We start from the raw sequence: 14,238 nt of genomic DNA, 5'->3' as shown, positions 1-14,238 counted from the left end.
CCACATGTCAATGACTCCCGCGAGTGACGATGCTGTCCAAGGCACCGACGGGTAGGCGCGCCGCGCCCCGTCAAGACTCCAAGCACCTCAGTCTTTCCGGCCTCTGGCGCAGCGAACGCTACCGCGCGGTCTTCTTTCAAAGCCTGCTTATCGCCGGGGTCATCGCGGTTGCCTGGTACCTGCTTTCCAACACGCTGACCAACCTCAGCAACCGCAACATCAACACCGGTTTCGATTTTCTTTCCTACCAGGCCGGCTTCAGCATCGGCGAAGCGGTCATAGAGTTCGCCGCGAGCGATCCCTACATCCGGGCGATCCTTGTCGGTCTGCTGAACACCTGCAAGGTCGCCGTTCTGGCGATCGTCATTTCCACGGTGCTGGGCACCCTCATCGGAATCGCGAGGCTCTCGGGCAACTGGATCGTCGCGCGCCTGGCCTCCATCTACGTGGAAGGCGTGCGCAACGTTCCGCTGCTTCTGCAGCTCTTCGTTTGGTACGCGCTGCTCACCGAGGCCCTCCCGACGAACAGGGACGCCTGGAGCCCGCTTTCCGGCGTCTTTATCAGCAACCGCGGCCTTTTTTTCGCCGTGCCGGTCTGGAGCGCCGGCTATATGGGGGTGATGCTGGGCGTCCTGCTGGGCGGCCTTGCGGGGATCGTCACCGCCCGTCGTCTGAAGGCGCACCGCGAGCGGACGGGCCGCGGCTTTCCGGCCTTCTGGTCGGGGTGCCTGGTCTTCGCCCTCATCGCCTTCCTCGGCTGGCTGCTCGGCGGCGCACCGACCGCCCTGGAGGTCCCGGTGCTCAAGGGGCTCAACTACCGTGGCGGCGCGGAGGTGACGCCGGAGTTCCTGGCGCTGCTGCTCGGTCTCTCGGTCTATACGGCGGGCTATATCGCCGAGATCGTCCGATCCGGGATTCAGTCGGTGCCGCGCGGTCAAAGGGAAGCCGCCGCCAGTCTCGGCATGAAGCCGCCTGGCATCCTGGCGCAGATCATTCTTCCGCAGGCCTTGCGGGTCATCGTGCCGCCGACCACGAGCTGGTACCTGAACACGGTCAAGAACAGTTCGCTGGCCGTGGCGATCGGTTATCCCGACCTGGTGTCCGTTACGAACACGGCGATCAACCAGACCGGTCAGGCCATTGAAGGCATCGCCATCATCATGTCCGTCTATCTGAGCCTCAGCCTCGGCATTTCGGCGCTCATGAACTGGTACAACAAGCGGATCGCGCTGCAGGGACTGAGCCAGAGCGATCCCGGCGGCAGCCTCCCGGTGCCCGAAACCTTCGATCTGTTGTCGCCCGGCGGCCTGCTCGCGTGGTCGCGCGCGAATCTCTTCTCCACTTGGTACAACAGCCTCCTGACCGTGTTCGGCGCGGCGCTGGTCGTGTTCTGTGCCGTTCCGCTGATCGATTGGGCGGTCCTTTCCAGCGTCGTTGTCGGCGGGCCGGAAGATTGCCGCGCGGCCGAGGGCGCGTGCTGGGCCTTTGTGGTCGAGAAGCACCGCTTCATCCTTTTCGGGACCTATCCCTTCGAAGAACAGTGGCGCCCGTTCCTCGCGGTGCTCCTTTTCTGCTGCGCCATCGGCCTGTCCTGTCTCCGGCGGTTCTGGAGCAAGTGGCTGGTTCCTTTTTGGGCCGCCGTTCTGGCCGCCATCGGCGTTCTCATGTGGGGCGGTGTCCTGGGGCTCAGCTACGTCGAAAATTCCTTCTGGGGCGGGCTTCCCATCACGCTGCTTCTGGCGAGCATCGCCATTGTCTGCGCTTTTCCCCTGTCCATCCTTCTCGCCCTGGGCAGAAGGTCGGAGCTGCCGGTCGTCAAGGCCTTCTGTATCGCCTATATCGAGCTTATCCGTGGCGTGCCGCTGATCAGCATCCTCTTCATGGCGGCGATCATGCTGCCGCTGTTCCTGCCGCCCTCCCTGACCATCGACAACCTCCTGCGTGCGCAGGTCGGGCTGACCCTCTTCGCGGCCGCCTATATGGCCGAGGTCCTTCGCGGCGGCTTGCAGAGCATCCCGCGCGGCCAGTACGAAGCCGCGCGAAGCCTCGGCATGGGGTATTGGCAGACGACGCTGTTCATCATTCTGCCGCAGGTGCTGCGGATCACCATTCCGGCGATGGTCAACACCTTCATCAGCGAGGTGAAGAACACGACCCTGGTCCTGATCATCGGCCTCTTCGATCTGCTGCACGCGGCGAAAGCGGCGCTGACCGACCTTCCGTGGCGGCCGTTCTACGTGGAAGCCTATCTCTTCAGCGGCTTCATCTTCTTCTGCATCTGCTTCTTCCTGTCGAAGTACAGCCAGTACCTTGAAAGAGAGTTCCGCCGCTAAAGCGGCAGGCAATGAAACGGAATCGAGACCTTGAGCAATAGAATGCCGCACGGTGAGGAACCGATCGTCCAGCTTTCCGGCGTGAACAAGTGGTTTGGGACCTTCAACGTCCTCAAGAACATCGATCTGTCCGTGGATCGCGGAGAGCGGATCGTCATCTGCGGGCCCTCGGGCTCCGGCAAGTCGACCCTGATCCGCTGCATCAACGCATTGGAAAAGCACCAGGAAGGCCGCATCGTCGTCGACGGGATCGAGATCAGCGAGGACCTCAAGAGCATTGACCAGGTGCGGCGTGAAGTCGGGATGGTCTTTCAGCAGTTTAATCTCTTCCCGCATCTGACGGTGCTGGAGAACTGCACCATCGCGCCCATGCGGGTCCGGGGCATGCCGCGGGCGGATGCCGAGAAGCTCGCGGCCTACTACCTGGAGCGGGTGCGGATTCCCGAACAGGCGCAGAAGTATCCGGGCCAGCTTTCCGGTGGTCAGCAGCAAAGGGTCGCGATCGCCCGCAGTCTCTGCATGAGCCCCCGGGTCATGCTGTTCGACGAACCGACCTCCGCACTCGATCCCGAGATGGTCAACGAAGTGCTCGAAGTGATGACCGAACTCGCGGAGGAAGGCATGACCATGCTCTGCGTGACGCACGAGATGGGCTTCGCCCGCTCGGTGGCCGACAGGATGATCTTCATGGATGAAGGGGAGATCGTCGAAGAAAGCGCTCCGGACCTCTTCTTCTCGGCGCCCCGCAGCGAGCGCACCAAGAGATTCCTGAGTCAGATCAAACACTAGCGATATCATTTACGAGGCAACAGTATATGCGTGACGATACCAAGCTTGCCCGAGGGGGGCGCGAGTCCGCAGACGGCTTCAAGGCCGTCAATCCGCCGGTTTGGCGGGCGTCGACGGTGTTGTTCGACCGGGTGGAGGCCTTCGACCGGCGCAAGGATCTGCGCTACGACGGCTTTTCCTACGGCACTTACGGCACCCCGACCACGCGTGCGCTCGAGGAGGCGCTGGCAGAGATCGAGAACGGAAGCCGCGCCGTGGTCGTTTCCTCGGGCATGGCCGCGATCACGCTGTGCTTCATGACCTTTGTCCGGCCGGGCGAGCATGTCCTGGTGCCGGACAGCATCTACAAGACGACACGCTCCTTCTGCGATCAGCTGCTGGCCGAGTTCGGGATCGGCGTGACTTACTACGACCCGCATGTCGGGGCCGGAATCGAAGCGCTGATCGGCCCGAAGACGAGGCTGATTTTCCTGGAGTCGCCGGGGTCCTACACCTTTGAGATCCAGGATGTTCCGGCGATCGCGGCGGTTGCCGCGCGCCGGGGCGTGATCACGGGCATCGACAACACCTGGGCCTCTCCGCTGTTCTTCAAGCCGCTCGACCACGGCGTGGATGTTTCGATTCAGGCTGCCACCAAGTACGTGTCCGGCCATTCCGATATCATGCTGGGGTACCTGGCGGTGAAGGACGAGAGTCTGTTCCGTCGAATCAAGGATACCGTTGGCCAGTTCGGCAACTGCGTCAGTCCCGACGACTGCTACATGGCCTTGCGCGGCCTTCGCACCATGGGCGTGCGCCTGCGCCAGCATGAAAAGACCGCAAAGGAGCTGGTGTCGTGGCTCTCGGAGCGGCCGGAGGTCGACCGCCTTCTCTATCCGGCCTGGCCGGAGGATCCCGGGCATGCCCTGTGGAAGCGCGACTTCACGGGGGCTTCCGGTCTCTTCGGCGTGCTGTTGAAACCGGCCTCCGCCGCCGCCGTCGCGGCGATGGTGGAAGGTATGCGCTTCTTCGGCATCGGCGCCAGCTGGGGCGGATACGAGAGTCTCATGATTCCGGCCTATCCAAAGGACTACCGGACTGCGACGGCCTGGCATGAAGAGGGGCCGCTGCTGCGGATCCATGCGGGCCTGGAAGACGCCGAAGACCTGAAGGAAGACATCGCCGAAGGACTTGCGCGCTTGTCAGCCGCCGGGAAATGATGGTCAAAGGATAGCCCGCCGGCGCGGCCCGACTCTTGCCGGCCGGCGGGGCGGTAGCGTTGCGAGCCAGAGGATGTGCAATGAAGATCATGATTTCGGTGGATATCGAGGGCGTCGCCGGTGTGTGCGAGTCCTTGCAGGGACAGCGCGGCAATCCGGAGTACGAGACCGCGCGGAGGCTGATGACCGAGGAGGCCAATGCGGCGATCCGGGGAGCCTTCGCCGGCGGTGCGACGGAAGTGACCGTGGCCGACTCGCATGGTCCGATGCGCAACATGATCGCCGCGGAGCTGGATTCCCGGGCAAGGTCGGTGGCGGGCCGGGTACGGCCGCTCGCGATGATCCAGGGCGTGCGGGAAGATCACGCGGGGGTCGTGCTGATCGGCTATCACGCCGCGGCCGGCAACCGGGGCGTCTTGGCGCATACCATCAGCTCACTCGCTTTCAGCCGGATTGAAATGAACGGCCTCCAGATCGGAGAGCCGACGCTCTATGCGGGTTACGCCGCCGAGATCGGGGTGCCGCTTCTGGCGGTCAGCGGTGACGACCGCCTCATGGGCGAGATCGAAGAGCAGTTTCCCAAGGCGCGCCGGATCGAGGTCAAGAAGGCCATCAACGCCTATGCCTGCGAGACTTTGGCGCCGAGCGCCGCCTGCGATCTGATCGAACGCGAGGTGCGGGCGGCGGTGGCCGAAGCCGGTCAGCAGGTCCCGCTGCTTCCCTGCCGGCCGCCGCTCGAGACGACGGTGACGTTCGCGCGCCAGATCTTCGCCGACGCCGCCAGCCTCCTGCCAGCCGTTTCGCGCAAGTCGGCGTTGGAGGCGACGTTCACCGCTGCCAGCTACGGCGACGCCATCGGCACCCTCTCGGCGCTTTCGCTCATGTCGCAAAGTCTGGCCTGAGTCCCTTCCGCCGCCAGGCCCCGACCGGCCGCGCCGTCGAAACACGCCTTTCCCCGGCGCTTCGGAAGGCTTCGCAACCGGCGATCCGCCCCGGCCGAGAGGATTCCCTCCAGTCCAGGGCAGCCCGGGTGCGGCCGTCCGGTGGCGGGTCATTTGCCGTGGGGAATGGTGCCGGCTGCAGGATTCGAACCCGCGACCCCCTGATTACAAATCAGGTGCTCTACCAACTGAGCTAAGCCGGCCCGTGAGGAGCGGGCTCAAGATAGGGCGGCTTGCCGTCCCCCGCAAGCGCGCCGCTGTGGTCGCTACAGCGTCTCCATGCTTGGCTCGCGGGGCGGCCATGCGCGCCGCCTGCTATGCTTGCCATGCCACGAGGGGCGGGCTTAAGGTCCAAGCTAAAGGCCGGTCACAGGCCGGCAGCTCAAGACCTCAGACGTTCCAGGGAGCATCAGCGACATGTCTGCCGCGCTTTCCATCGAATCCGTGAAATCCCAGGCTCAGGGCCTGGCCTACCGCAACCAGTGCTTCATCGACGGCAGGTTCGCCAACGCGGCCTCCGGCAAGACCTTCGACTGCGTCTCGCCGATCGACGGCAAGGTGCTGACCCAGGTCGCCGCCGGCGACCGGGAAGACGTCGACCGCGCCGTCAAGGCGGCGCGTGCCGCCTTCGAGGACGGCCGCTGGTCGCGCCTGGCGCCGGCCAGGCGCAAGAAGGTAATGCTGCGCTGGGCCGGGCTGCTGGAGCAGCACGCCACCGAGCTGGCGCTGCTGGAGACCCTCGACATGGGCAAGCCGATCGGCGATTCCAGCCGCATCGACATCCCCGCGGTCATCAACTGCATCCGCTGGTACGCCGAGGCCGCCGACAAGGTCTATGACGAGATCGCGCCGACCGGCGACGATGCCGTGGCCATGCTGGTGCGTGAGCCGCTGGGCGTTATCGGCGCCGTGGTGCCCTGGAACTTCCCGCTGCTGATGGCGGCCTGGAAGCTGGGCCCGGCGCTGGCCACCGGCAACTCCATGGTCGTCAAGCCGGCCGAGCAGTCGCCGCTGACGATGATCCGCGCCGCCGAGCTGGCCAGCGAGGCGGGCCTGCCCGACGGCGTCCTCAACGTGGTGCCCGGCTTCGGCGAGACCGCCGGCCAGGCGCTGGGCCGGCATATGGATGTCGACGCCGTCGCTTTCACCGGCTCCGGCGAGGTCGGCAAGCTGTTCCTGAAGTACGCCGGCGAGTCCAACATGAAGCGGGTGTCGCTGGAATGCGGCGGCAAGACCCCGAACATCATCATGGCCGACGCGCCGGACCTGGACGCTGCGGCCACCGCCGCCGCCTGGGGCATCTTCTTCAACCAGGGCGAGGTCTGCAACGCCGGCTCCCGCTTGCTGGTCGAGGACAAGATCAAGGATCAGGTCGTTGAGAAGGTGATGCAGGTCGCCAAGACCCTGCGCGTCGGCGATCCCCTGGACCCGGCAACGCAGATGGGCGCCATGGTCGACTCCACTCAAATGGAGCGCGTTCTCGGCTACATCGAGAAGGGCCAGGCGGAAGGCGCCGAGGTGAAGCTGGGCGGCAAGCGCATCCTGTCGGACAGCGGCGGCTACTACATCGAGCCGACGGTCTTCGACGGCGTGAAGAACGACATGACCATCGCGCAGGAGGAGATCTTCGGTCCGGTGCTCTCGACCATCACCTTCGGCGACGCCGAGGAGGCCATCAAGATCGGCAACGACACCATCTACGGCCTGGCCGCGGCGGTGTGGACCAGCGACATCAAAAAGGCGCACCGGGCGGCCAAGGCGTTGCGCGCCGGCAGCGTGTGGATCAACTGCTTCGACGCCGGCGACATCACCACGCCCTTCGGCGGCTTCAAGCAGTCCGGCTTCGGCCGCGACAAGTCGCTGCACGCGATGGAGAAGTACACCGAACTGAAGACCGTGTGGATCGATCTCAGCTAGACCCGCACCTCATTGAACGCCGGAGGACGGCGGGGTCTCGAAGGAGGCCCCGCCGTCTCGCTTTCTGGGCTGGGCGCCGCCGCTGAAGGAAGAAATACCCAAGAAATACAAGGGATTGCCCATCTTCTGCCCCGCTGATGCCCCAGCAATACCACTTTCGCGCAAAGGTAGGTTCGCGCTAATCTAGATTGAACAAGGGAGGATAGTTCAACCATAGGCAAAAGGTTGCCTGAGATAGTGATGGGCAGATGGGCATGACACCTTCCGAACTCAGCGCGCTTTTCGGCTTGGGTCCGAGCGGCTCTTCGGGGCTCTCTCGCGACCGCTTTCTCAAGGTCGACGACCTGCTGTCGCGCGGCGGCGACGACCTGGGCCTCGACGTCGATCCGAGCGGCCGCCTGGTCCTCGTCGAGGGCCGCGACTTCGACTGAGGCACTCTCGTCCCGGGGCGCTACAGCGCCTTGCGCCCGGGGCGCTACAGCGCCTTGCGCCCGGGGCGCTACAGCGCCTTGCGGAAGTAGACGCGGTCGTAGCCGCGGTCGTGCCTGCGCCCGGTCTCCTGGTAGCCGAGGCGCCGGTACAGCGCGATGTTCTCGACCATCACTTCATTGGTGAAGAGTTCCACGGTGCCGTAGCCGCGCCGGCGCGCCTCCGCCTCGGTGAAGGCCAGCAGCCGCTTGCCGAGGCCGCGGCCGTGATGGGCCGGGTCGACGGCGATGTTGTCGAGCAGCAGGTGGCCGGCGTGAGTTTCCAGGACCAGGACGCCGAGAATTTCGCCGTCCTCTTCCAGCACATAGGTCAGCCCCTCGGCGATGCGGGCGCCGTAGTCATCGTCCAGCGGTGCCGGGTTGCGGCTCATGCGCTGCAGGTAAGGGCGGTAGGCGGCGTCGACGATTGCGGTGACGCGCGCCGTGTCGGCGGGGACGGCCGGGCGGATCCCTTTCGGCGTCATTGCCCGGGCCTGCCGCCGTCGGCCGTCAGCAGCGGGCCGTAGAGGTCGGGGCGGCGGTCGCGGAACAGGCCCCAGGAGGCGCGCTGCTCGGCGACGGCGTCGAGATCGAAGCTGGCGGTGATCACCGCGCGGTCGGTCCGGTTGGCCTCGGCCACCTTGGCGCCCGTGGGCCCGGCGATGAAGGAGCTGCCGTAGAAGGTGAGGGAGGCGTGTTCGCCCTCCTCGCGCCCGATGCGGTTCGAGGCGACCAGCGGCACCATGTTGGCCGCGGCATGGCCCTGCATGGTGCGCTGCCAGTGTTCGCGGGAATTCAGGGTCGCGTCCTGCGGCTCGCTGCCGATGGCCGTGGGATAGAACAGGATTTCGGCCCCCATCAGCGCCATAGCGCGCGCACACTCGGGAAACCACTGGTCCCAGCAGATGCCGCTGCCCAGGGTGCCGTAGCGCGTCTTCCAGACCCGGAACCCGGTGTCGCCAGGATTGAAGTAGAACTTCTCCTGATAGCCCGGCCCGTCGGGAATGTGCGACTTGCGGTAGACGCCCAGCATCTTGCCGTCGGCGTCGATCATGGCCAGCGAGTTGTAGTGCGCGCTGTTGGCGCGCTCGAAGAAGCTGACCGGCAAGACGACGTCCAACTCCGCGGCCAGGGCCGACATGCGCGCCAGGAGCGGATTGCCCGCAACCGGTTGGGCGAGGGCGAAGTACTCGCGCTTCTGGTCCTGGCAGAAGTAGGGCGTTTCGAAGAGTTCCTGGATCAACACCACCTGCGCGCCCTGGCCGGCGGCTTCCCGCACCAGGGCCTCGGCCCCGGCGAGGTTGGCCTCGCGGTCCCAGCTACAGGCCATTTGCGTGGCGGCAACGGTGACCTCGCGCATCGAAACGCCCTTTCTTCTGTGCCGTCTCGCCCCGCCCTTCGAGATGCGCCGCTCTGCGGTGCTACTCAGGGTGAGGGGAGAGTCAGACTAATTGACCTCATGCCGAGGAGCGAGCAGTAGCGAGCATCTCGAACCACGAGGTCGATAGCGCCCTCAATTCACACCCAAGTCCTTGGCGGCGAGATCGATGGCCTTGCCCAGCCGGCTGACCAGTTCGTCGATCTCCGCGTGGGTGATGATCAGCGGCGGTGAGACCACCATGGTGTCGCGCACCGCGCGGCTGACCACGTTCTGCTTCACGCAGTGATCGCGGCAGATGGTGCCGGCGCGGCCTTCCGGCGAGAAGCGCCCGCGGGTCTGCTTGTCGGAGGCCAGCTCGACGGCGCCCAGCAGGCCGATGCCGCGGACCTCGCCGACCAAGGGATGGTCGGCCAGGGTGGCGAGGCGCTGCTGCAGGTAGGGACCGCTATCCTCACGCACCTTCTGAACCAGGTTCTCTTCCTCGATGATCGCGATGTTCTCCAGCGCCACCGCGCAGGCCACGGGGTGACCGGAGTAGGTGAAGCCGTGCGCGAACTCGCCGCCCTTTTCCCACAACACGTCGACCACACGCTCGCCGAGCGCGATGGCGGAGAGTGGCAGGTAGCCGGACGTCAGCCCCTTGGCCATCGGCATGATATCCGGCTTGATGTCGAAAGTGTCGCTGCCGAACCACTGGCCGGTGCGCCCAAAGCCGCAGATAACTTCGTCGGCGATCAGCAGGATGTCGTACTGCCTGCAGATCTTCTGTACTTCCGGCCAATAGCTGGCCGGCGGAATGATGACGCCGCCGGCGCCCTGGACGGGTTCGCCGATGAAGGCGGCCACGGTCTCGGGGCCCAGCTCCAGGATCTTCTCCTCGATCGCCAGGGCGGCGACCTTGCCGAACTCCTCCTCGCTCATCTTGCCGCCCTCGCCGTAGTAGTAGGGCTGGCGCACGTGGTGGAAACCCGGCAGCGGCAGGCCGTCGAGCTGGTGCATCGGCTTCATGCCGCCCAGGCTGGCCGAGGCCATGGTCGAGCCGTGGTAGCCGTTGACGCGGCTGATGATGTTGGTGCGCTCCGGCTGGCCTTGCAGGCGCCAGAAGCGTCGCACGATGCGGGCGATGGTGTCGTTGGCCTCGGAACCGGAGGAGGCGTAGAAGATCTTGTCGAGCCCGGCCGGCGTCAGCGCCGCCAGCTTTTCGGACAGCTCGATGGAGGCCGGCGTCGCGGTCTTGAAGAAGGTGTTGTAGTACGGCAGCTCGACCATCTGGTCGTAGGCGGCCTTCGCCAGGCGCTCGCGCCCGTAGCCGACGTTGACGCACCACAGGCCGGCCATGCCGTCGATGATCTTCTCACCTTCGGAATCCTCCAGCCAGACGCCCTCGGCCTTGGTGATGATGCGGCTGCCGCCTTCTTCCGCCAGACCGCGGAAGTCGGTGAAAGGGTGCAGATGGTGGGCGGTATCGGCGGCGCGCCACACGGTGGTGGAATTGCGGGCCTGATCCTTCAGAGGGGCGCTGTTCATGACGACAATCCTTGTCTTGGGGAAACCGGAAAGGGAAGACGTTCCTTCCCGGCTCTAGGGATTGTAGCCGATCCGAGCGCAGTTCAGCATGAGCTCCATGCGGCGCGAACGCAGCGACACGTCGCCGCGCCGGGCGGCGGCAAAGGCGGTATCTGAAAGAATACGCAGCATCACGGCTATACGTTTAGCAGAAGATGCTCGCGCTCCCAAGACGAGATGACCTGCTGGTAGGCGTCCAGCTCCTCGCCTTTCACCATGGTCACCGCATCGATGAAGATGGATCCGAAGACCGGCTTCAGGGCGCGGGTGCCGTTGAAGCGCTCCAAGGCGTCGTAGAGCGTGCGCGGCAGGGTGCGGGCCAGGCGGTAGGCGCTGCCCTCGATCGGTTTGCGCGGCTTCAGCTTCTCCTTCATGCCCAGGTAGCCGCAGGCCAGCGAGCCGGCGATGGCCAGGTAGGGATTGGCGTCGGCGCCGGCCAGACGGTTCTCGACGCGGCGGGCGGCGGGTTCCGAATAGGGTACGCGCAGGCCGACGGTGCGGTTGTCGTAGCCCCAATGGGTGTTGATGGGAGCGTCGTAGTCCGGCATCAGGCGGCGGTAGCTGTTCACGTTGGGGGCCAGCAGCGGCATGACTGTCGGCAGGTAGCGCTGCAGGCCGGCGATGTGGGCGCGGAACAGGGCGGTGTCCTTGCCGGTGCGGGTGGCAAAGAGGTTCCGGCCGGTCTTGGCGTCCAGGATGCTCTGGTGCACGTGCATGGAACTGCCCGGCTGGCCCTGCATGGGTTTGGCCATGAAGGTGGCGTAGACCTTGTGGCGCATGGCCGCCTCGCGCACCGTGCGCTTGAAAAGGAAGGCCTGGTCTGCCAGCAGCAGCGGGTCGCCGTGGTTGAAGTTCATCTCCATCTGCGCCGCACCGCCCTCGTGGGTTAGGGTGTCGATGTCGATGCCCTGGGCCTCGCAGAAGTCGTAAACCTCCTCGAAGATCGGGTCGAATTCGTTGACCGCGTCGACGCCATAGGCCTGACGGCTGGTCTCGCGGCGGCCCGAACGGCCGATCGGCGGTATCAGGGGGTAATCCGGATCGGTGTTCACGTCGACCAGGAAGAACTCCAGCTCCGGCGCGACGATGGGTTTCCAACCCTCTTCCTCGTAGAGCGCCAGGACGCGCTTCAGAATGTGGCGTGCGGCGATTTCCACCTCGCCGCTGTCGCTGAAATGGTGCGCGTCGCAGATGACCTGCGCCGTCGGCTCGTCGTACCAGGGTACGATGCGGATGGTTTCGGGGTCCGGGACCATGTAGACGTCGCGGGTCGAGGCGCTGGTCACGCCCGCGGAATCATCGGGGTAATCGCCGTTGACCGTCTGGATGAAGACGTCTTCGGGAATGCGCAGGCCTTCGTTGCGCATACCGGCGAGGAATTTGTGGGCCGGCAGGATCTTGCCGCGGGCCACGCCTGCCATGTCCGGCACCAGGCACTCGACCTCGTCGATCCGGCGTTCTTTGATAAAGTCTTCAATGGATTGCATGTTTTCCTGCGGATTGGGTGCGCGGGGGCCGGGTCCGGCATCCCCGCCGCGCCGATTGTCGGGGCCGGATATCTCATCATGTTGCGCTCGATACCCAAGCGATCCGCAAGATGGTGAGATATCCAGCGCCAACCGCTAGCATGGTCCGCGAGCGGCTGGCAAGCTGGCGTGATGCGGTGAAATCCGCGGATAAAGGGGAATTCAGCCGCGCCCCAGCAGCTCGTAGAGCGCCACAGCGGCGGCGTTGGAGACGTTCAAGGAGTCGATGGGCGGGCGGGTCGGCAGCTTGACCAGCAGGTCGCAGCGCTCCCGCGTCAACCGCCGGAGGCCGGGGCCCTCGGCGCCGAGAACCAGGGCGATGGCCTCGCCGGGACGGCTTTCGGCGAGGGTCTGCCCGGCCTCGCCGGCCAAGCCCAGGCACCAGAAGCCGGCGGCCTTCAGCAGATCCAGGCTGCGCGCCAGGTTGACCACGCTTATGTAGGGGACCGCCTCGAGTGCCCCGGAGGCGGATTTGGCGAGGGTGCCGCTCTCCTCCGGTGCGCCCTTGTCCAAGGAGACCACCGCCAAAGCGCCGAAGGCGGCGGCCGAGCGCAGGACCGCCCCTACGTTATGGGGGTCGGTGACCTGGTCCAGCAGCACGATGACACGGCGGGGGGGCGGATTTGCGCCGTTTTCGGCCCCAGGCGGGAAGCCCGGGGCCAGCACGTCCTCCAGGGCCGGCTGGTCCAGCGGCGCCGTGCGCAGGGCGAGGCCCTGGTGGACGGCGCCCTCGGGCAGCAGATCGTCGATCTCGCGGCGGGCCAGGGTCTCGCTGGCGAGGCCGGCGTGCCGGGGGGCGCGCACCTCGCGCAGCCGCGCGCCCCAGGTTTGGGCGGCTTCCGCGGTCATGAGCAGGCGCTCCGGACGCCGATTCGGGTTGCCCAGGGCGGCCAGGACGGCGTGGACGCCGAACAGCCAAAGCGGTTGGGCGCCGCCGGGGCGGGCGGGGGCGCGGCCGGTTCCGCGGGGTGTGCGGCGGGCGCCCTTGCCGGGCCGGCCGTCGCCGCCGGACGGCGGGAAGCCAGGCTTTCCGCCACCTCTGGCCGGGCGGCGGCCTGACTTATCCTTGCGTTTCGTCATATCGGGACCTAGTATGCGGGGTCAGAGCGAAAGGGTTCCATCTGCGTTCCTCTCGGCCGCCGGGGTGATTCGGTCGAATGGGGCGCCGTCGGCATGTTTAGAAGTTGACAGGCTGAATTAAATCAACATATTTCGCAACTCCATCGCACCGCCGGTTGCGTCGGCTGGAGGGGTGCCCGAGTGGCTAAAGGGGACGGGCTGTAAACCCGTTGGCTATGCCTACGTTGGTTCGAATCCAACCCCCTCCACCATCCGCCCCTCGCCGGGGCGCGGTCATCGCCAATCGGCGGAGGGGATGGGAGCGTGCGGGTGTAGCTCAGTGGTAGAGCTCCAGCCTTCCAAGCTGGCTACGCGGGTTCGATTCCCGCCACCCGCTCCATTCGCGAGCGGGTCCGGCGCCGAACCCGGCCCGTTTGGGGTCGCAACGCAGGATTAGAGCGCGCCTGAGACTGACGACAGGAACGATAAGGTAATGGCCAAGGAAAAGTTTGAGCGGACGAAGCCGCACTGCAACATTGGGACGATTGGGCACGTCGACCACGGTAAGACGACGCTGACGGCGGCGATTACGAAGGTCTTGGCGGAGTCGGGCGGAGCGACGTTCTCGGCCTACGACCAGATCGACAAGGCGCCTGAAGAGAAGGCGCGGGGGATCACGATCTCGACGGCGCACGTTGAGTACGAGACGGAGAAGCGCCACTACGCGCACGTGGACTGCCCGGGTCACGCCGACTACGTGAAGAACATGATCACGGGCGCGGCGCAGATGGACGGTGCGATCCTGGTGGTTTCGGCGGCCGACGGCCCGATGCCGCAGACGCGCGAGCACATTCTGCTGGCGCGCCAGGTTGGCGTTCCGGCGATTGTGGTCTACATGAACAAGGTGGACCAGGTCGACGACGAGGAGCTTCTGGAGCTGGTTGAGCTGGAGATCCGCGAGCTTTTGTCGTCCTACGACTTCCCGGGCGACGACATTCCGATTGTGAAGGGTTCTGCGCTGGCGGCGCTGGAGGGCACCAACGACGAGATCGGCAAGCAG

The 14,238-nt window shown here is 65.8% G+C and carries 12 protein-coding genes and 3 tRNA genes; 9 read left to right on the top strand and 6 right to left on the bottom strand.

Annotated elements, in window-relative coordinates:
• Nucleotides 1–29 precede the first annotated feature (29 nt).
• The 4 genes from AAFN88_RS16990 (at nucleotide 30) to AAFN88_RS16975 (ending at nucleotide 5,223) form a co-directional block, all read left to right on the top strand.
• Nucleotides 30–2,333 carry an ABC transporter permease subunit gene (locus AAFN88_RS16990; RefSeq protein WP_347521711.1) on the top strand — a complete coding sequence of 768 codons (2,304 nt, stop codon included), beginning with the start codon at nucleotides 30–32 and terminating at the stop codon, nucleotides 2,331–2,333.
• A gap of 42 nt (nucleotides 2,334–2,375) precedes the next feature.
• Nucleotides 2,376–3,122, top strand: coding sequence for an amino acid ABC transporter ATP-binding protein (locus tag AAFN88_RS16985; RefSeq protein WP_347522765.1), 747 nt, complete (start codon nucleotides 2,376–2,378; stop codon nucleotides 3,120–3,122).
• A gap of 26 nt (nucleotides 3,123–3,148) precedes the next feature.
• Nucleotides 3,149–4,321: a cystathionine beta-lyase gene (metC, locus tag AAFN88_RS16980; RefSeq protein ID WP_347521710.1), complete on the top strand. Its 1,173-nt coding sequence runs from the start codon at nucleotides 3,149–3,151 to the stop codon at nucleotides 4,319–4,321.
• Nucleotides 4,322–4,401: 80 nt separating this feature from the next.
• A complete protein-coding gene (locus AAFN88_RS16975; RefSeq protein ID WP_347521708.1) occupies nucleotides 4,402–5,223 on the top strand; it encodes a M55 family metallopeptidase in 822 nt (273 codons plus the stop codon).
• A 166-nt stretch (nucleotides 5,224–5,389) separates the two neighbouring features.
• Here the strand turns inward: AAFN88_RS16975 and AAFN88_RS16970 are convergent.
• Nucleotides 5,390–5,465 (bottom strand) — tRNA-Thr (locus AAFN88_RS16970).
• A 214-nt stretch (nucleotides 5,466–5,679) separates the two neighbouring features.
• On the opposite strand from AAFN88_RS16970, the gene AAFN88_RS16965 reads away from it, so the two are divergent.
• Together AAFN88_RS16965 and AAFN88_RS16960 are read left to right on the top strand one after the other, a co-directional pair.
• Nucleotides 5,680–7,179: an aldehyde dehydrogenase gene (locus AAFN88_RS16965; RefSeq protein WP_347521707.1), complete on the top strand. Its 1,500-nt coding sequence runs from the start codon at nucleotides 5,680–5,682 to the stop codon at nucleotides 7,177–7,179.
• 254 nt (nucleotides 7,180–7,433) lie between these two features.
• Nucleotides 7,434–7,610 (top strand): hypothetical protein, encoded by a 177-nt coding sequence (locus AAFN88_RS16960; protein WP_347521706.1) that lies wholly within the window; start codon nucleotides 7,434–7,436, stop codon nucleotides 7,608–7,610.
• A gap of 68 nt (nucleotides 7,611–7,678) precedes the next feature.
• Here the strand turns inward: AAFN88_RS16960 and AAFN88_RS16955 are convergent, their stop codons facing one another.
• From AAFN88_RS16955 to AAFN88_RS16935, 5 genes are all read right to left on the bottom strand, one after another.
• On the bottom strand, nucleotides 7,679–8,131 hold the full coding sequence (locus AAFN88_RS16955) for a GNAT family N-acetyltransferase (protein ID WP_347521704.1): 453 nt from the start codon (nucleotides 8,129–8,131) through the stop codon (nucleotides 7,679–7,681).
• On the bottom strand, nucleotides 8,128–9,006 hold the full coding sequence (gene aguB / locus AAFN88_RS16950) for an N-carbamoylputrescine amidase (protein ID WP_347521703.1): 879 nt from the start codon (nucleotides 9,004–9,006) through the stop codon (nucleotides 8,128–8,130). The genes AAFN88_RS16955 and aguB overlap by 4 nt, the downstream gene beginning before the upstream one ends.
• 153 nt (nucleotides 9,007–9,159) lie before the next feature.
• Nucleotides 9,160–10,554, bottom strand: coding sequence for an aspartate aminotransferase family protein (locus tag AAFN88_RS16945; RefSeq protein ID WP_347521702.1), 1,395 nt, complete (start codon nucleotides 10,552–10,554; stop codon nucleotides 9,160–9,162).
• 176 nt (nucleotides 10,555–10,730) lie between these two features.
• On the bottom strand, nucleotides 10,731–12,080 hold the full coding sequence (locus AAFN88_RS16940; RefSeq protein WP_347521700.1) for a glutamine synthetase family protein: 1,350 nt from the start codon (nucleotides 12,078–12,080) through the stop codon (nucleotides 10,731–10,733).
• Between the two features lie 201 nt (nucleotides 12,081–12,281).
• Nucleotides 12,282–12,968 (bottom strand): RNA methyltransferase, encoded by a 687-nt coding sequence (locus tag AAFN88_RS16935; RefSeq protein ID WP_347521699.1) that lies wholly within the window; start codon nucleotides 12,966–12,968, stop codon nucleotides 12,282–12,284.
• A gap of 397 nt (nucleotides 12,969–13,365) precedes the next feature.
• Here AAFN88_RS16935 and AAFN88_RS16930 point away from each other — a divergent pair.
• The 3 genes from AAFN88_RS16930 to AAFN88_RS16920 form a co-directional block, all read left to right on the top strand.
• Nucleotides 13,366–13,450, top strand: a tRNA-Tyr gene (locus AAFN88_RS16930).
• 54 nt (nucleotides 13,451–13,504) lie between these two features.
• Nucleotides 13,505–13,578, top strand: a tRNA-Gly gene (locus AAFN88_RS16925).
• A 93-nt stretch (nucleotides 13,579–13,671) separates the two neighbouring features.
• Nucleotides 13,672–14,238, top strand: a 567-nt coding sequence (locus AAFN88_RS16920) for a GTP-binding protein (protein ID WP_347521698.1), incomplete at its 3' end; no start/stop codon positions are given.

The sequence above is a fragment of the Pelagibius sp. CAU 1746 genome (assembly GCF_039839785.1).
Lineage (GTDB): Bacteria > Pseudomonadota > Alphaproteobacteria > Kiloniellales > Kiloniellaceae > Pelagibius.
The sequence above is the reverse complement of the archived record's forward strand: the minus strand, read 5'-3'. Positions and strand labels throughout refer to the sequence as shown.

Excerpts from the sequence above, each read along its gene's own strand:
- AAFN88_RS16990 (WP_347521711.1), top strand. The coding sequence starts at position 30 with ATGCTGTCCAAGGCACCGACGGGTAGGCGCGCCGCGCCCCGTCAAGAC.
- AAFN88_RS16985 (WP_347522765.1), top strand. The coding sequence starts at position 2,376 with ATGCCGCACGGTGAGGAACCGATCGTCCAGCTTTCCGGCGTGAACAAG.
- metC (WP_347521710.1), top strand. The coding sequence starts at position 3,149 with ATGCGTGACGATACCAAGCTTGCCCGAGGGGGGCGCGAGTCCGCAGAC.
- AAFN88_RS16975 (WP_347521708.1), top strand. The coding sequence starts at position 4,402 with ATGAAGATCATGATTTCGGTGGATATCGAGGGCGTCGCCGGTGTGTGC.
- AAFN88_RS16965 (WP_347521707.1), top strand. The coding sequence starts at position 5,680 with ATGTCTGCCGCGCTTTCCATCGAATCCGTGAAATCCCAGGCTCAGGGC.
- AAFN88_RS16960 (WP_347521706.1), top strand. The coding sequence starts at position 7,434 with ATGACACCTTCCGAACTCAGCGCGCTTTTCGGCTTGGGTCCGAGCGGC.
- AAFN88_RS16955 (WP_347521704.1), bottom strand. The coding sequence starts at position 8,131 with ATGACGCCGAAAGGGATCCGCCCGGCCGTCCCCGCCGACACGGCGCGC.
- aguB (WP_347521703.1), bottom strand. The coding sequence starts at position 9,006 with ATGCGCGAGGTCACCGTTGCCGCCACGCAAATGGCCTGTAGCTGGGAC.
- AAFN88_RS16945 (WP_347521702.1), bottom strand. The coding sequence starts at position 10,554 with ATGAACAGCGCCCCTCTGAAGGATCAGGCCCGCAATTCCACCACCGTG.
- AAFN88_RS16940 (WP_347521700.1), bottom strand. The coding sequence starts at position 12,080 with ATGCAATCCATTGAAGACTTTATCAAAGAACGCCGGATCGACGAGGTC.
- AAFN88_RS16935 (WP_347521699.1), bottom strand. The coding sequence starts at position 12,968 with ATGACCGCGGAAGCCGCCCAAACCTGGGGCGCGCGGCTGCGCGAGGTG.